12 protein-coding genes are annotated in these 16,514 nt (G+C 73.3%); 10 read left to right on the top strand and 2 right to left on the bottom strand.

Translation table 11 applies throughout. From position 1 onward, the window contains the following. Positions 1-152: 152 nt before the first annotated feature. Positions 153-1,856 carry a DEDD exonuclease domain-containing protein gene (locus EIY87_RS07370; RefSeq protein WP_125306899.1) on the bottom strand — a complete coding sequence of 568 codons (1,704 nt, stop codon included), beginning with the start codon at positions 1,854-1,856 and terminating at the stop codon, positions 153-155. A gap of 96 nt (positions 1,857-1,952) precedes the next feature. Here EIY87_RS07370 and EIY87_RS07365 point away from each other — a divergent pair, with 96 nt between their 5' ends. The 4 genes from EIY87_RS07365 to EIY87_RS07350 all read left to right on the top strand — a co-directional run bounded on the left by EIY87_RS07365 (position 1,953) and on the right by EIY87_RS07350 (position 6,767). Further along, a complete protein-coding gene (locus EIY87_RS07365) occupies positions 1,953-3,341 on the top strand; it encodes an NYN domain-containing protein (protein WP_125306898.1) in 1,389 nt (462 codons plus the stop codon). A gap of 453 nt (positions 3,342-3,794) precedes the next feature. Beyond that, positions 3,795-4,052: a hypothetical protein gene (locus tag EIY87_RS07360; RefSeq protein ID WP_125306897.1), complete on the top strand. Its 258-nt coding sequence runs from the start codon at positions 3,795-3,797 to the stop codon at positions 4,050-4,052. 423 nt (positions 4,053-4,475) lie between these two features. Then, complete coding sequence (locus EIY87_RS07355) at positions 4,476-5,528, top strand: C40 family peptidase (RefSeq protein ID WP_191983995.1); 1,053 nt, start codon at positions 4,476-4,478, stop codon at positions 5,526-5,528. A gap of 81 nt (positions 5,529-5,609) precedes the next feature. Beyond that, positions 5,610-6,767 carry a glycosyltransferase family 4 protein gene (locus EIY87_RS07350; protein WP_191983994.1) on the top strand — a complete coding sequence of 386 codons (1,158 nt, stop codon included), beginning with the start codon at positions 5,610-5,612 and terminating at the stop codon, positions 6,765-6,767. 3 nt (positions 6,768-6,770) lie between these two features. Here the strand turns inward: EIY87_RS07350 and EIY87_RS07345 are convergent, their stop codons facing one another. Beyond that, the gene (locus tag EIY87_RS07345) at positions 6,771-7,394 is read right to left on the bottom strand and encodes a nucleoside/nucleotide kinase family protein (RefSeq protein ID WP_125306896.1); all 624 of its coding nucleotides are present in this window, start codon (positions 7,392-7,394) and stop codon (positions 6,771-6,773) included. A 65-nt stretch (positions 7,395-7,459) separates the two neighbouring features. Between EIY87_RS07345 and EIY87_RS07340 the strand changes: the two genes are divergently transcribed. The 6 genes from EIY87_RS07340 (at position 7,460) to bioD (ending at position 16,441) form a co-directional block, all read left to right on the top strand. Further along, positions 7,460-7,873, top strand: coding sequence for an SRPBCC family protein (locus EIY87_RS07340; protein ID WP_191983993.1), 414 nt, complete (start codon positions 7,460-7,462; stop codon positions 7,871-7,873). Positions 7,874-7,895: 22 nt separating this feature from the next. Next, positions 7,896-9,098: a cytochrome P450 family protein gene (locus EIY87_RS07335; RefSeq protein ID WP_125306895.1), complete on the top strand. Its 1,203-nt coding sequence runs from the start codon at positions 7,896-7,898 to the stop codon at positions 9,096-9,098. A 17-nt stretch (positions 9,099-9,115) separates the two neighbouring features. Further along, positions 9,116-10,390: an adenosylmethionine--8-amino-7-oxononanoate transaminase gene (locus EIY87_RS07330; RefSeq protein WP_125306894.1), complete on the top strand. Its 1,275-nt coding sequence runs from the start codon at positions 9,116-9,118 to the stop codon at positions 10,388-10,390. Positions 10,391-10,847: 457 nt separating this feature from the next. Continuing rightward, positions 10,848-13,064 (top strand): bifunctional SulP family inorganic anion transporter/carbonic anhydrase, encoded by a 2,217-nt coding sequence (locus tag EIY87_RS07325; RefSeq protein ID WP_125306893.1) that lies wholly within the window; start codon positions 10,848-10,850, stop codon positions 13,062-13,064. Between the two features lie 266 nt (positions 13,065-13,330). Further along, positions 13,331-15,508, top strand: coding sequence for a SulP family inorganic anion transporter (locus EIY87_RS07320; protein ID WP_125306892.1), 2,178 nt, complete (start codon positions 13,331-13,333; stop codon positions 15,506-15,508). 210 nt (positions 15,509-15,718) lie between these two features. After that, complete coding sequence (bioD, locus tag EIY87_RS07315; RefSeq protein ID WP_125306891.1) at positions 15,719-16,441, top strand: dethiobiotin synthase; 723 nt, start codon at positions 15,719-15,721, stop codon at positions 16,439-16,441. Positions 16,442-16,514: the final 73 nt, after the last annotated feature.

The following is a 16,514-nucleotide window of genomic DNA, read 5'->3' as shown; positions in this document are numbered from 1 at the left end:
GCCGGACGCAGCCGACCACTGCGCCGCAGCGTGCGTGGCTGGCTGCCGTGGGGTCGCCGACCGAGCTGGCCGCCGCAGCGTGCGTGGCCGCCCGCGGTGGTGTCCCTGACCGGGCTGACCCGCCGTTCTACCGCCCCGCACCTGTCACCTCCTCACCCCACGTGCTCCAGCGAATGCGCCCCCGCCACGAGGTCCAGCCACCCCCGCCAGCCCGCGACCGCCGCCGGCTCAGCCCACGGCCTCGTCGTGCGGACCAGCCTGACCCCCGGCCGGGTCAGCCAGCGCAGTAGGACCCCGACCTCCTCCGGCGGCGCTCCGTGCAGCGGGCCCGGCTCCGGCAGCACCGTCTCCGCCGACGCCACCAGCGCCTCCACCACCGGCATCGGCGGCACGCCGCGCCGGGCGACACCCGCCGAGGCGAGCCTGCCGTAGCGGATCACCGCCAGTTCCCAGCCGCCCGCGCCGTCCGGGCTCGCCGCGATCAGCTCGCCGATCGAGGCCAGCGCGCCCTGGCGGTGGGCCCTGCCGAGGGCGCGGATCAGGGCCGCCAGCTCGTCGCGGTGGCGGGCCGCCTGCTCGTAGTGCTCGCCGGCCGCCAGGCGCTCGACGTGGGCCGCCGCCGTGTGCAGGGGGCGGCCGTCCAGGCCCGCGATCAGGCCCGACACCGACTCGACCAGCGGCTCGTACGCCTCGACGCTCTGCCGTCCCGCGCACGGCGCGCCGCAGCGGCCCAGCTCCGCCAGGACGCACGGGGTGCCGTTCGGGGAGCGGGGCGAGATCCGCTGCGTGCACGTCCGCAGGCCCGACGCGCCGGCCAGGGTGTCCGCCGTCGCCTTGGCGTCCGCCTGGTTGCGGAACGGGCCCAGCACCCCCGGCCGCGGCAGGCGGACCACCGACAGGCGCGGGAACGCCTCGTCCGTCAGCCCGATCCACCAGCCCTGGTGGCGGTTCTTCGACCGGCGGTTGTACGCGGGCCGGTGCGCCGCGATCAGCCGCAGCTCCCGCACCTCCGCCTCCAGCGCGTGCGCGCACACGACGTGGTCGACGCGCTCGGCCAGCGCGACCATCTCCCGGATCCGGCTGCGGTTCTCCGAGCCGGTGAAGTACGTCCGGACCCGCCGCCGCAGGTCCTTCGCCGTGCCGACGTACAGGACCTCTTCCTTCGGGCCCTTGAACAGGTAGACGCCCGGCGCGGCAGGCAGGTCCGCCGCCAGGTGCCGCTTCGCCCGCTGGGCGACCGTCACCTCCGGCAGGTAGCCCATCAGCTCCTCGAGCGAGTGGACGCCCAGGTTCCCGACGCGCTCCAGCAGCCCGTGCAGGACGTCGACCGTGGCGCGCGCGTCGTCGAGGGCGCGGTGCGTCGGCCGGGTCCGCGCGCCGAACAGCAGCGCCAGCGCCATCAGGTTGTAGCGCCCGACCTCGTCGCGCGGGACGACGCGGCGGGCCAGCCGCGCCGTGCACACCACCGTCAGCTTCGGCCACGCATACCCGTGGGCCTCGCAGGCGGCGCGCATGTGCGACGTGTCGAACCCCGAGTTGTGCGCCACCAGCACCGACCCGCCGATGAACTCCAGGAACGCCGGCAGCACCTCCTCGATCGGCGGCGCGTCGTACACCATCAGCTGGGTGATGCCCGTCAGCGAGACGATCTGGGGCGGGATGGTCTTGCCCGGGTTCACCAGGGTCGCGAACTCGCCGAGCACCTCGCCCGCGCGCACCTTCACCGCGCCGATCTCGGTGATTTCGGACGCGCCCGGCCCGGCTCCCGTGGTTTCCAGGTCGAAGACCACGAAAGTCGTTTCCCGCAACGGGGTTCCGAGCTCGTCGAACGCGAGTTGTGCCTGGATCGAACGCATGGTCGGACTGTAGGGGCGACCACCGACAGTTTCCGCGCGCCGCCGGTCCGTGTCCCGCGCGGCGCGGGATGCGGGGGCGGGGCCTACCCTGGACCAATGCACCCGCAGCCGCTCGTGCCGGAGCCGCCCGGGGACCCCGATGGTCCCTCGGGTGTCGCGTCGCGCCCGGAGCCGGCTGAAGAGCCCGCTGACCGGCCCGAACCCGCCACCTGGCCCGCGTTGCCGGAGCCGGTGCGGGACCGCATCGCCGAGCTCGCCGCGGCCGCCGTCGCCAAGCTGCCCGGCACCGACGTGCCGCGCCAGCTGCGGCCGGTCGCGAAGTTCGCCCCCGCCAAGCGCGCCAAGCTCGGCGGCGCCGCGCTGCTGGCGTCACTGGGCGAGTCGTCGCAGTTCCGCACCGCCGTCATCGAGTGGTTGCGCGAACACCGCACCGACGCGCTCGACCCCAACGCGGCCGATTCCGTCGCCGCGGCGGCCGCCGCCGTGCTGCTCGGGGAGTCCGGGGCCGCCGGGCGCGTGCGGCTGGTCGCCAAGAACGCCGAGGAGAACGTCCTCCGCGCCGAACGCGACGCCGCGCTGGCCCGCAACCAGCGGCTCGAGGCCGAACTCGGGCAGCTCCGCGCGGAACTGGCGGAGGCGCAACGGGCCGCGGAGAACGCTCGCGGCGAGCGCGAAGGCGAAGTCGAGAAGCTCCTGAAGCGGCTTCGCGAACAAGGCGTCCAGCTGCGCCAAGCCCGTGACGCGGCCGAAGCGGCGTCCGCCGAGGCCGAACGGGGCTCCGCCGCCCGCGCCGACGAGATCGCCGCGCTGACCGCGCAGCTCGACCGCGAACGCCAGCGCGTCGCGGCGGAACGCGCCCGCGCCGACCGCGCCGCCGCCGACGCCGAGGTCGCCCGGCAGTCCGCCCGGGAGGCCCGGCAGGCCGACGAGGTGCGGCTCGGGCTGCTCATCGACACGATCGACGGCGCCGTCAGCGGGCTGCGGCGCGAACTCGCCGTCGGTGCCCGCGGCGCCCGCCCCGCGGACATGGTGCGCGGCACCCGGTCCGGCACCGGGCAGGGCGGCAAGATCGCGGACGTGCCGACGCTGGACCGCTATCTGGCGCTACCCACGGTGCACCTGATCGTCGACGGCTACAACGTCACGAAGACCGGCTACCCCGAGCTCGCCCTCGCCGATCAGCGCGACCGGCTGATCCACCAGCTCCAGGCGCTGGCCGCGCGCACCTCCGCCGAGGTCACGGTGGTCTTCGACGGCGCCGGCGTGCTGTCGGTGCCCGCCGCGGTGCCGCGCGGCGTGCGGGTGCTGTTCTCCGACCGCGGGGTGCTGGCCGACGACGTGATCCGCAACCTGGTCGCGGCCGAGCCCGCGGGCCGGCCCCTGGTGGTGGCGACGTCGGATCGCGCGGTGGCGGATTCGGTCCGGGGTGCGGGAGCGCACCCGGCGCCGGCTTCGGTGCTGGTCAGCCGCCTGTCGCGGGTCTGATCGCCCGGGGTCGCGGCCCGTTCGCCCGGTCCGCGATGTCATGAAAGGGTCGTTCACCTCACCAGACGACATGAACGACCCTTTCACGACATCCCCGCCCAGGGCTCCGGCAAAGTCGCCGGGCGGCCCTGCGGTGTCTTGAATGACTCATTCAGGACCTCCGAAGACCTGAATGAGTCATTCAGGACGTCGGCGAAGCCCGCCGCCGGGCAAGCCGCCGCGACTTTGCCGGGACCCTGACCTCCCCGCCGCGCCGGGCAGACCGCACGGCCAAGCGACTCTGCCGCCGACCACCCGCTCGCCGGCGCGACTTTGCCGGGACCCTGGCGTCGGACGCCGTGAAAGGGGCGTTCATGGCGTCCCGCGCGCCGCTGCCGGAGCCCGGGCGCCGGAAATTGTCGGTGGTGCCCCTTACCGTCCTCCTCGAGTCAGTTCCGACGTGAGGAGGACCACATGAACGACGCGACCGACCTGTCCGAAGTGGACGTCTCGCACATTTCCGTCGAGGACATCGAAAGCATCGTGGTGGACTGCGACCGCTGCGTCGTGCGCGGCATCTCCTGCCACGACTGCGTGATCAGCGTGCTGCTCGGCGCGCCGCCCGCCGTCGTGTGGGACGCCGACGAGCGCCGCGCCGTCGACGCGCTCGCCGAAGCGGGGATGGTGCCGCGGCTGCGCTTGGTGGAGGGAGCCGCGTTGCGCACCGCCTGACACGCCCGTTTCGTGTCGGCGCGCCGAATGGTCGATCGGATCAGGTGAACGGTCGGTGACCGAACAGGCCTCGGGAATATCCCCAGCGTGTAACGCCCATCACATGTTTTCTCCACTCCTGGTCCGATGGTGTTTCCGGGCGCTACGGAGAGTTTTTGGCCGAGGGGTGGTGGACGTGGTGGCGGTCTTTTCGTAACCTGTCCGAGATCTCGTGGCCCCCGGCCGTCGATGAGGCGGCGACGCGAGATCGCCGCCGGGCACGGCTTTGTCGGGAAGCTGGGATCCGGAACCACCACCGCTTGCTTCACCTGTTGCGGCAGAAGCAGCCCCGAAGCGGTGGGGACGTGCGGCGAAGAGGACTCCCCGGCCTCTTCGTGCCCCGGTCCCCGACGGCGGCCGAGACCAAAGGAGACCCGCGCGACCGTGCAGTCGCATCCAGTCAGGCGCGTGGTGTCGGGTGCCCTCGCCGCGGCTGCGGTGATCACCCTCGTCACCGTGGCCCAGCCGACGGCCACCGCCGCCCCCGTCCCCGTCCTCCAGGCCCCGCCCACCGGCTCGGACGCCCTCGCCCAGTACCGCGACCTCGCGGCACAGGCCGAAAAGCTCAACGAAGACCTGCTCAAGGCCCAGGACGACCTGAAGGCCAAGCAGGGTGAGCTCGACAAGGCCACCAACGACGTCAACGCGGCGAAGGACCAGGCCGCCCAGGCGACCGAGAACCAGAAGAAGTACCAGACCGAGGTCGACAAGTTCGCCGGCGCGTCGTTCACCAGCGGGGTCCAGCTGAACAAGCTGTCCGCGCTGCTGGCCGGCACGTCCACGCAGGACTTCCTGGACCGCTCCTCGGCCCTCGAGGTCATCGCGACCGAGAAGAACGGCGCGATGGGCAACCTCACCGGCGCCGTCCAGCAGGCCAACGACGCCACCGCCAAGGCGTCCGACGCCGCGAAGCGCGCGACGGACGCCCGCGACGCCGCGGCGAAGCTGACCCAGGACATCCAGGCCAAGCAGAAGACGCTCAACGACCAGATCGAGCAGCTCAAGGCCGCCAACAAGAACCTCAGCGCGGCCGACAAGGCCCTGCAGGGCGACAAGGGCGGCACGGCGCCGAACGTCACGGCCCCCACCGCCGCGGCCCAGACCGCGGTCGACGCGGCGCTGAGCAAGCTCGGCACCCCGTACGGCTGGGGCGACACCGGGCCGAACTCGTTCGACTGCTCGGGCCTGATGCTGTGGGCGTACGGCAAGGCCGGGATCAAGCTGCCCCGGTCCAGCCGCGAGCAGTCCACCTTCGGCGCCGCGGTGCCGCGCGACCAGCTCCAGCCGGGCGACCTCGTGTTCTTCTACTCGCCCGTTTCGCACGTCGGCATGTACATCGGCGGCGGCAAGATGGTGCACGCACCGGACACCGGTGACGTGGTGAAGATTTCGCCGCTGCAGAGCCAGTACTCGGGGGCGCGCCGCCCGACGGCGTGATCCCGCAGCACCCCGGAGGGGCGGCACCGCGCACGCGGTGCCGCCCCTCCGTCGTTCCGCCCGGCCGCTAGCCTCTGGGGCGTGCTCAAGACCCTGCTCGTGACCAACGACTTCCCGCCCCGGCCCGGGGGGATCCAGAACTACCTGAACTCCCTCGCCACCCGGCTGCCGGCGGACGACCTGGTCGTCTACGCGCCTTCGTGGGAGTCGCGGACGGGGTCGCACGAGGAGTTCGACGCCGCGGCGCCGTTCGAGGTCGTCCGGCACGCGACGTCGCTGATGCTGCCGACGCCGGACGTGCTCCGCCGCGCGAAGCAGATCATGCGCGCGCGGGACTGCGAAGCCGTCTGGTTCGGCGCCGCGGCACCGCTGGCCCTGCTGGGGCACTCCCTGCGCCAGGCCGGCGCGCGACGAATCGTGGCGTCGACGCACGGCCACGAAGTCGGCTGGTCCATGCTCCCGGCCTCGCGGCAGGCGCTGCGGCGCATCGGCGACACCGTGGACGCCGTCACCTACGTCAGCCGCTACACGCGCGGCCGGTTCGCCGCCGCGTTCGGCCCGATGGCCGGGCTGGAGCTGCTGCCGTCCGGGGTGGACGCCGAACTGTACAAACCGGATCCCGCCGGCCGCGCGGAAATCCGGGCCCGGCACGGGCTTTCCGACCGGCCGACCGTCGTCTGCGTGTCCCGGCTGGTGCCGCGCAAGGGCCAGGACCAGCTGATCCGCGCGCTGCCGCTGATCCGCGAGCGCGTCCCGGACGCCGCGCTGCTGATCGTCGGCGGCGGGCCGTACCGCAAGAAGCTCGCCGAGCTGGTCACCGGGCTCGGCCTGGAGCGCGACGTCGTGCTCACCGGCTCGGTGCCGTGGGCCGAGCTGCCCGCCCACTACGCGGCGGGCGACGTCTTCGCGATGCCCGCCCGCACCCGCGGCAAGGGGCTCGACGTCGAAGGGCTCGGCATCGTCTACCTGGAGGCGTCGGCGACCGGGCTCCCGGTCGTGGCGGGCAACTCCGGCGGGGCCCCGGAAACGGTGCTCGACGAGGTCACCGGCCACGTCGTGGACGGCCGCGACACCGGCCAGCTGGCAGACACCCTCGCCAGCCTCCTCGGCGACCCGGTGCGGGCGCGCCGGATGGGGCAGGCGGGCCGTGCCTGGGTCACCGAGAACTGGCGGTGGGACACCCTGGCCGGGCGGCTGTCCGGCCTGCTCGACGGCGATCCGGTGGCCGTCGTCCGCTGAGGTTCACGGCGTGTAGAGCGCCGGGTGCCGCGGGTCGTCGACGCGCACGACGACGTCGGCGAGCGAGCCGGGGTCCACTTCTTCTTCGTAGCGCTCGTAAGCCGGGACCGCCCATTCCTCCGGCACGCGGCGGCGCAGCGCGGCGGGGGAGAGCCACAGGTGCACGGCCAGGTCGAAGGCCAGCCCGGCGCCGAGCAGCAGTTCGCCGTCGAGCAGCACGACGCCGCCTTCGGGCAGGGGCACCCGCTCGGCGCGGGTCGCGCGGTCGCGCCCGGCGTCCCACAGCGACGGCAGGACTTCGCCGGAACCGCCGTCGGCCAGCGGATCGAGCACTTCGCGGCGCAGGGCGCCGAGGTCGAGCCAGTCGGTGTAGCGGGCGTCGGGGTTCGTGCGGCCGTGCTCGTAGCGCAGCGACGCGGGGCGCAGGAAGTCGTGCGCGGACACCCGCAGGGTCGCGCGGCCGCGCAGGCGCAGCGGGTCGACCAGGGCGTCCGCGAGTTCTGTGGTTTCCGTCGCACCCGCCGCGCCGTCGACGGCGACCGCGAACCGGGGACGCCCGGTGAGCGCGTCGATGCGGTCGGTCAGTTCTTCGGCCAGCACGGCCGGGGAAATGGGGCGGTAGCGCACGAGGACCGATCCTCCCAGCCGGGCCGCCGCCCGGTTTTGTCGTACCCCGGTGCGAAGATGCGGGCATGACTTCACCAGTGGGGAAAACGGCCGATGCCGGGTGGAACATCGGCGTTTCGCGGACCCTGCCGTACGCACCCGAGACGGTTTGGGAGTTCCTCGTCGGCCGGGACGGCGTCGCGATCTGGCTCGGGCCCGGGGTCGAGCTGCCGCGGGAGCCGGGCGCGGAGTACGAAACGGCGAGCGGCACGGTCGGCGAGATCCGCAGCTACGTCGAGAACGACCGCGTGCGGCTCACCTGGCGGCCGAGCGACTGGGACCACGACTCGACCGTCCAGGTGCGGCTGAGCGGCGCGGGCGCCAAGACCACGTTGCGGTTCCACCAGGAATGGCTCGCGGACGCGGAAGAACGGGAGGAACAACGGGCATACTGGCAGGACGTGACCGAGCGCGTGGTGGCGGCACTCGCCGAGCGCTGAAGCGGACTGCACGGGGGAGCGGATGACGACTTTCGAAGTGGCCCAGGACTTCGCGCAGGACGCGCACCTGTTCTCGGAGCTGCTGCGCGCGGGCGGCCCGGTGCGCCGGGCCCGGATGCCGCGCGGCCTGGACTGCTACATCGTGACGGACTTCGCGCAGGCGCGGGCGCTGCTGGCGGATCCGCGGCTGCACAAGAACAGCGCGCGGGCCCGCGCGCTGTTCGAGGCGAAGCTGCCCTCCGGCGAAGCCATGCAGGGCGGGCTGGGGCAGGACCTGGGCTTCCACATGCTCAACTCCGACCCGCCGGACCACACGCGGCTGCGGAAGCTGGTGAACAAGGCGTTCACCGGGCGGACCATCGCCCGGCTGCGGCCGCGGGTGGAGGAGATCACCGCGGAGCTGCTCGACGCGCTGGCCGGGCAGGAGCGGGCCGACCTGCTGCCGTCGTTCGCCGCGCCGCTGCCGATCACGGTGATCTGCGAGCTGCTCGGCGTGCGCGCGGCGGACCGCACCGACTTTTCCGCGTGGTCGAGGACGTTGCTCAGCTCCGCGGAACCGGCGGAGATGCAGGCCGCGGCGAAGAGCATGTTCGCGTACCTGACGGACCTGATCGCGCGCAAGCGCGCCGAGCCGGCCGAGGACCTGCTGTCGGACCTGGTGCACGCGACCGACGACGGGGACTCGCTGTCCGAGCCCGAGCTCGTCTCGATGGCGTTCCTGCTGCTGGTCGCCGGGCACGAGACCACGGTCAACCTGATCGCCAACGGCGTCCTGGCGCTGCTGCGCGAGCCGGCGCAGCTGGCCCGCTTGCGCGCGGAGCCGGAGCTGATGCCGAACGCCGTCGAGGAGTTCCTCCGCTTCGACGGCCCGATCCACCTGGCCACCATCCGGTTCACGGCCGAGCCGGTCGAGGTGGGCGGCATCACGATCCCGGAAGGCGAGTTCGTGCTGGTTTCGCTGCTGGGCGCGAACCGGGACGCCGAGCGCTACCCGGAGCCGGACCGGCTCGACATCACCCGCGCGGCGGGCGGGCACCTGGCCTTCGGGCACGGCATCCACTACTGCGTCGGTGCGCCGCTGGCCCGGCTGGAGGCGGAGATCGCGCTGGGCGGGCTGATCGCCCGGTTCCCGGAGCTGGCGCTGGACGCGAAGCCGGACGAGCTGGCCTACCGGCCGAGTTCGCTGGTGCACGGATTGGAGGCGTTGCCGGTCCGGCTGAAGTGACGTCGTAGGGTCGGCTGATGACCGACCTGCTCGCCTTGGACGCTCAGCACGTGTGGCACCCCTACGCGCCGATGCCGGCGAAGGTGCCGTCGCTGCTGGTGACCGAGGCGAGCGGCGTCCGGCTGAAGCTCGCTGACGGCCGGGAGCTCGTCGACGGGATGTCGTCGTGGTGGTCGGCCATCCACGGCTACCGGCACCCGGCGCTCGACGCCGCGCTCACCGCGCAGGCCGGGCGGATGAGCCACGTCATGTTCGGCGGCCTGACGCACGAACCCGCGATCACGCTGGCGAAGACCCTGGTCGACGTGACGCCCGAGGGGCTGGAGCACGTCTTCCTCTGCGACTCCGGCTCGGTGTCGGTCGAGGTCGCCGCCAAGATGTGCCTGCAGTACCAGCGTTCGCGCGGGTTGCCGGAGAAGCGCCGGCTGCTCACCTGGCGCGGCGGCTACCACGGCGACACCTTCACGCCGATGAGCGTGTGCGACCCCGACGGCGGCATGCACTCGCTGTGGCGCGGGGTGCTGCCCGAGCAGGTCTTCGTGCCCGCGCCGCCGTCCGGGTTCGGCACGCCGCCGGATCAGTCCTATGTGGACATCCTGGCCGAGGCGATTTCCCGGCACGCGGGGGAACTCGCGGCGGTGATCGTCGAACCGGTGGTGCAGGGCGCGGGCGGCATGCGCTTCCACCACCCGGCGTACCTGCGCGCGCTGCGGGAACTGACCGAAGCGCACGACGTGCTGCTGATCTTCGACGAGATCGCGACCGGCTTCGGCCGCACCGGCACGCTGTTCGCGGCGGAGCACGCGGGCGTGACGCCGGACGTCCTGTGCGTCGGCAAGGCGCTGACCGGCGGCTACCTGAGCATGGCGGCGACCCTGTGCACCCCGGAGGTGGCGGCGGGCATCTCCCGCGGCGCGCTCCCGGTCCTCGCGCACGGCCCGACGTTCATGGGCAACCCGCTGGCGTCGGCGGTCGCGAACGCCTCGCTCGGCCTGCTCGCCGACGGCACCTGGCGCCACGACGTCGCCCGCCTGGAGAAGGCCCTCCTGGACGGCTTGGCGCCGGCTCGCGACCTCGGCCCGGTGGTGGACGTCCGGGTACTCGGCGGCATCGGCGTGCTCCAGCTGGACCACCCGGTCGACATGGCGGTGGCGACCGAGGTGGTCACCGAGCACGGCGCCTGGCTGCGCCCGTTCCGCGACCTCGTCTACGCGATGCCCCCGTACGTTTCGACGGACGACGACCTCGCGGTGATCACCCGCGCGATGCTCGCGGTCGCCGAAAAGGCGTAAAGGCGGGCGAGGCGGGTGGTGCCTCGCTCGCCGGGTGTCGCGGCTTTGCGGGGGTTGCCGGTCCGGGCGAGGCGATCCCGTGCCTGCTCTGATGACCCGCGCGATGCTCGCGGTTGCCGAAAGGCGTGAGGCGGGTGGTGCCTCGCTCGCCGGGTGTCGCGGGCCTCGTGGTGGGTGGCTGGTCCGGGCGAGGCGTTCCGCTCGGCCCTGATCACCCGCGCGATGCTCGCGGTCGCCGAAAAGGCTTGATTTCAGCACATCGGGTGTGACCACGCCCACAGCGAGACCCGAAGGTCCCTCATCGTCGCGCTGTGTGCCGGAGCAAGATCGACACCACGCGAACGGTGGGAGCGGTCCGTGTGAAAGGTCCGGGTGAGCGAACCGATCCCGTACCGGACCAAACGCGAGAAATGCTTGCGTAGCGGACTTTTCGCCCGGTTTCCGCGATCCTGCCCCCATGATCGAGATCGTTCGTGGCGAACACGACACCGGCCCGCCGAAGCAGCACCTCAAACACGACCTCCTCGCGTCGATAGTCGTCTTCCTCGTCGCCGTCCCCCTGTCCCTCGGCGTGGCCTTCGCCGCCGGGGCGCCGTTGCTCTCGGGCCTGATCTCCGCCGTCGTCGGCGGGCTGGTCGCGAGCCTCCTCGGCGGGTCGCCGCTGCAAGTCAGCGGGCCGTCCGCCGCCCTCACCGTGGTGCTGGCCGACACGATCGCCACCCACGGCTGGCCGGTCACCTGCGCGATCACCGTCGCCGCCGGCCTGCTGCAGATCCTCTTCGGCCTCACCAAGGCCGCCCGCGCCGCACTCGCCGTGTCGCCCGCCATCGTGCACGGGCTGCTCGCCGGCATCGGCGTCACGCTCGTGCTCGGCCAGCTGCACGTCGTGCTCGGCGGTAGCGCGCAGGGCTCCGCGCTCGCCAACGTCCTCGCACTGCCGCGGCAGATCGCCGCGCACCACGACCAGGCCGTGCTGATCGGGGTCGTCACCCTGGCCGTGCTGGTCGCCTGGCCGCGGCTGCCGAAGGCCGTCCGCCGGGTGCCCGCGCCGCTGGCCGCCGTCGCGCTGGCCACCGGGCTGTCCGTCGCGACCGGCATGTCGCTGCCGCGCGTCGACCTGCCCGCCGGGCTGCCCGCGCTGCACGTCGTGCCGCGGCTGCCGGACGGCGGCTGGGGCGGGTTCGCGCTCGCCGCGGTCACCATCGCGCTCATCGCCGGCCTGGAAAGCCTGCTGTCGGCCGTCTCGGTCGACAAGCTCCGCGGCCGCCCGCGCACCGACCTCGACCGCGAGCTCATCGGCCAAGGCGCGGCGAACGTCGCCGCCGGCGCGCTCGGCGGGTTCCCGGTCACCGGCGTCATCGTGCGCAGCATGACCAACTACGAGGCGGGCGCGCGCACGCGGCTGTCGGCGATCCTGCACTGCGCCTGGATCCTCGCCGCGTGCCTGCTGCTGACCGGCGTGCTGCGGCTGATCCCGCTCGCCGCGCTGGCCGCCCTGCTCGTCTACGTCGGCACGAAGCTCGTGAACCTCAACGGGCTCAAGGAAGTCCGCCGCCACGGCGACCTGCCGGTGTACGCCGTCACGCTCGCCGGCGCGGTGGCCGTCAACCTGCTCACCGGCGTCGCGGCGGGGATCCTGCTCGCGCTCGCGCTGATGCTCCGGCGGATGATCTTTTCCGGGATCCACGTCGAGACCGACGGCGAGCGCCACCGCGTCGTCATCGAAGGCGCGCTGACGTTCCTGTCCGTGCCGCGGCTGACCCGGGTCCTCGCCTCGGTGCCGCCGCACGCCGAGGTCACCCTCGAACTGCTCGTCGACTACCTCGACCACGCCGCGTTCGACTGCCTGCGCGGCTGGCAGCAGGCGCACGCCGGGCCGGTGACGGTCGACGAGATCGGGCACCCGTGGTTCGAACGCGGGAGCTCGGGCGCGCCGACCGTGCGCCGCAGCGTCGCCGCGCGCGTCGTGCCGCGGTGGCTCGCGCCGTGGTCGCAGTGGCAGGCCGAGCACGTCGTGCTGCCCGCCCAGCGCACGGCCAGCTCGCTGCTTTGCCGCGGTGCCTCGGAGTTCCAGCGCCGCACCGCGCCGCTGCTGCGCGACACGTGGAGCGGGCTGGCGCACGGCCAGCAGCCGCACACGCTGTTCATCACCTGCGGCGACGCGCGGATCGTGCCCAACCTGATCACCACCAGCGGGCCGGGCGACCTGTTCACGGTCCGGAACATCGGCAACCTCGTGCCCCCGCCGGACGGCGAAGACTCGTCGGTCGGCGCGGCGATCGAGTACGCGGTCGGCGTCCTGGGCGTGGCGGAGATCGTGGTGTGCGGGCACTCCGGCTGCGGCGCGATGAAGGCGTTGCTCGGCCAGGCCCCGGACGGGCTCGACCAGCTCGGCAGCTGGCTGCGCCACGGCGAAGCGACGCTCCGGCGCCGCGCCCGCGAAGCGCCGCTGCTGCTCGGCGGCGCGCGCCCGGCCGCCGAGGCCGACCAGCTCGCGCTGCAGAACGTGGTGCAGCAGCTGGAGATCCTGCGCGCGTACCCGGTGGTGGCGGCCGCGCTCGAGCGGGGCGCGCTCCGGCTCACCGGCATGTACTTCGACGTCGGCGCCGCGCAGGTGTCCCTTTTGGACGACGCGGCCCGCGGCTTCGTCCCGGCCGGCGCGCTGGAGCACTGACCCGAAGCGCCCCAATGTGGCGTTCGGTGCGTTGGATGCACCGAACGCCACATTGGGTGCGTTGGACGCAACCAACGCCACATTGGGGCGCTTGTCCCGGCGAGTGAAACCCTTGTGTGGTACGGAATTCAACTGTCACTTGACAGGCCATGCTTGTGAACGGCTTGTTAACGACTTGTCCGGTATGTGACATTCGAGCTAATTACCGCGATTTGTTCACCCGATCGAGTGGTGCATAGCGGACATTTCACTCGTTTTCCGGTTGCATGGTGATCATGAGACCCCTCGCCGTGCTCCGCCACGACCTGCCGGCCTCACTGGTCGTCTTCCTCGTCGCAGTACCCCTGTCCCTGGGCATCGCCCTCGCTTCGGGCGCCCCGGTCGCCGCCGGGCTCGTCGCCGCCGTCGTCGGTGGCGTCGTCGCCGGCGCGCTCGGCGGCTCCGCCCTGCAGGTGAGCGGGCCCGCCGCCGGCCTGACCGTGGTCATGGCCGAAACCATCGACACCTTCGGCTGGGCCGTCACCTGCGCGATCACCGTCGCCGCCGGCGCGTGCCAGATCCTGCTGGGGCTGAGCCGCATCGCGCGCGCCGCGCTGGCCATCTCGCCGGCGATCGTGCACGGCATGCTGGCCGGCATCGGCGTCACGATCGTGCTCGGCCAGCTCCACGTCGTCCTCGGCGGCAAGGCGCAGAGCTCGGCGGTGCAGAACATCGCCGAGCTGCCCGGCCAGATCGTCGCCCACCACGACTCGGCCGCGATAATCGGCCTGCTCACCATCGCCATCCTGCTGCTCTGGCCGAAGCTCCCGGCCGCCGTCCGCAAGGTGCCGGGGCCGCTCGCCGCGATCGCCGCCGCCACGGTCGTTTCGGTCGCCTTCGGCATGACGCTGCCGCGCGTCGAACTCCCCGGCGACGTGCTGGACATCGGGCTCGTCCCGCGGCTGCCGGACGGCGGGTGGGGCGCGTTCGCGCTCGCCGTCGTGACGATCGCGCTGATCGCCAGCGTCGAAAGCCTGCTTTCGGCCGTGGCGGTGGACAAGATGCACACCGGGCGGCGCGCCAACCTCGACCGCGAACTGGTCGGCCAGGGCGCGGCCAACATGGTCTCCGGAGCGCTGGGCGGCCTGCCGGTCACCGGCGTCATCGTCCGCAGCTCCACCAACGTCACCGCCGGGGCCAGGACCCGCGCGTCGGCGGTGCTGCACGGCGTCTGGGTGCTGCTGTTCGTCGTGCTGCTCGCCGGGCTGATCCAGAGCATCCCGCTCGCGGCGCTGGCCGGGCTGCTGGTGCACGTCGGCGCGAAGCTGGTCAACCCCGGCCACATCAAGACCGTCCTCGCCCACGGCGACCTGCCCGTCTACCTGCTCACCCTCGCCGGCGTCGTGGTGTTCGACCTGCTCACCGGCGTGCTCGCGGGCATCGGGCTGGCGCTCGTGCTGATGCTGCGCCGGACGCTCTGGTCGGGCATCCACGTCGAGCGCGAAGGCGACGGCTGGCGCGTCGTCGTCGAAGGCGTCCTGACGTTCCTGTCGGTGCCGCGGCTTTCGAAGGTGCTCGGGACCATCCCGTCCGGCGTGCCGGTGCGGCTGGAACTGGTCGTCGACTACCTCGACCACGCCGCGTTCGAAAGCCTCACGACCTGGCAGCAGGCGCACGAACGCGCCGGCGGCACGGTCGAGGTCGACGAGGTCGGCCACCCGTGGTTCGGCGAGGGCAAGGCGGGCCGCCCGACGCGGTCGCGGCTGCACGCGAGCCGGGCGGTGCCGCGCTGGCTCGCGCCGTGGTCGGAGTGGCAGGCCACCGAAGGCATCCCGACGCAGCAGACCCGCAACGGCGCGACCGAGTTCCACCGCCGGACCGCGCCGCTGCTGAAGAACACGCTGTCCGGGCTCGCCGACGGCCAGCGCCCCCGCACGCTGTTCATCACCTGCGGCGACTCCCGGATCGTGCCGAACCTGATCACCACCAGCGGCCCGGGCGACCTGTTCACCATCCGCAACATCGGCAACCTCGTCCCGCCCGGGCAGGCCGACCCGTCGATGAACGCGTCGATCGAGTTCGCCGTCGGCGTGCTCGGCGTCGAGGAGATCGTGGTGTGCGGCCACTCGGGCTGCGGCGCGATGGCGGCGCTCGTGGACGGCCCGCCGCCGGGGCCGCTGTCGGTCTGGCTCCGCCACGCGGAGCCGAGCGCGCACCGCCTCGGCGCGGCCACGCTGGACGGCGCCGTCCCGGCCCGCGAAGGTGACCGGCTGGCCCTGCACAACGTGCTCCAGCAGCTGGACCACCTGCGCGAGTACCCATCGGTGGCCGCGGCCGAGGCGGCCGGGAAGCTGCAGCTGACCGGGATGTACTTCGCGGTCGGGACGGCGCAGGTCCACCTGTTCGACCCGGCCGAGCGCACGTTCCGCCCGGCCGGGGCGCCGGTGGCGGTGCCGGGAGCCTGACCTGGCGCACGCGGGCCGTGGTGTTGGAGCACGGCCCGCGTGCGCGCCCGGGGCGGGCAGTGCCGACCTCGCCAGCCAGGCACCTGCCCCGCCGCGCACGGCCTGAGTCGGGTGGCCCGCCCGGAGCCTCGCCGGTGACGGCCTGCTTCGGCGCTGCCGGAGCCGGACCGCCGTGCGCGACCCCGGCCGGGGTCACTAAGTTGATGGTCCGTGACCATGCTGGTGATGACGGGGACCGGGACCGGGGTCGGCAAGACGATCACCACGGCGGCGATCGCCGCCCTGGCGGCGGACGGCGGGCAGCGGGTCGCGGTGCTGAAACCGGCGCAGACCGGGGTGCGGCCCGATGAGCCCGGCGACCTCGCCGACGTGCGGCGGCTCGCCGGCGACGTCACGACCCTCGAACTGCGCCGCTACCCGGACCCGCTGTCGCCGGAGGCCGCCGCGCGCCGCAGCGGGCTCCCGACGCTCGATCCCGGTGAGATCGCCCGGGCCGCGTCGGACCTCGACACCGGGCACGACCTCACCCTCATCGAGGGCGCGGGCGGGCTGCTGGTGCGCTTCGACGCCGCCGGCGCCAGCCTCGCCGACGTCGCCTGGTCGCTCGGCTCGCTCGTGATCATCGTGGCCGAGGCCGGGCTCGGCACGCTCAACGCGACCGCGCTCACCGCCGAGGTCGCCACCAAGCGCGGCCTGACGGTCGCCGGCGTCATCATCGGCGCCTGGCCGGCCGAGCCGGACCTCGCGGCGCTGTCCAACCTCGAAGACCTGCCCGTGGCGGCCGGGGCGCCGCTGCTCGGCGTGCTGCCCGCCGGGCTCGGCGCGGCGTCGCGGGACGAGTTCCTGGCCGCGGCCAGGGGCGGGCTCTCGCCGTGGTTCGGCGGCGAGTTCGACCCCGAGCTGTTCGCCGGGTGCGCGTCGGCCGGGAAGTGACCTGCGTCGCTGTCGTCTCGAGGCGCCTTCGTGCACGATGAGGGACGCTTTCCGCACCACCACGACCGAGGAG

The sequence above is a fragment of the Amycolatopsis eburnea genome (assembly GCF_003937945.1).
GTDB classification, from domain to species: Bacteria; Actinomycetota; Actinomycetes; order Mycobacteriales; family Pseudonocardiaceae; genus Amycolatopsis; species Amycolatopsis eburnea.
Note: the sequence above shows the minus strand (reverse complement) of the source record. Positions and strands in the feature narration are given on the sequence as shown.

What these genes read in the sequence shown, in the direction of transcription:
- EIY87_RS07370 (WP_125306899.1), bottom strand. Translation starts at nt 1,856, where the DNA reads ATGCGTTCGATCCAGGCACAACTCGCGTTCGACGAGCTCGGAACCCCG.
- EIY87_RS07365 (WP_125306898.1), top strand. Translation starts at nt 1,953, where the DNA reads ATGCACCCGCAGCCGCTCGTGCCGGAGCCGCCCGGGGACCCCGATGGT.
- EIY87_RS07360 (WP_125306897.1), top strand. Translation starts at nt 3,795, where the DNA reads ATGAACGACGCGACCGACCTGTCCGAAGTGGACGTCTCGCACATTTCC.
- EIY87_RS07340 (WP_191983993.1), top strand. Translation starts at nt 7,460, where the DNA reads ATGACTTCACCAGTGGGGAAAACGGCCGATGCCGGGTGGAACATCGGC.
- EIY87_RS07335 (WP_125306895.1), top strand. Translation starts at nt 7,896, where the DNA reads ATGACGACTTTCGAAGTGGCCCAGGACTTCGCGCAGGACGCGCACCTG.
- EIY87_RS07330 (WP_125306894.1), top strand. Translation starts at nt 9,116, where the DNA reads ATGACCGACCTGCTCGCCTTGGACGCTCAGCACGTGTGGCACCCCTAC.
- EIY87_RS07325 (WP_125306893.1), top strand. Translation starts at nt 10,848, where the DNA reads ATGATCGAGATCGTTCGTGGCGAACACGACACCGGCCCGCCGAAGCAG.
- EIY87_RS07320 (WP_125306892.1), top strand. Translation starts at nt 13,331, where the DNA reads ATGGTGATCATGAGACCCCTCGCCGTGCTCCGCCACGACCTGCCGGCC.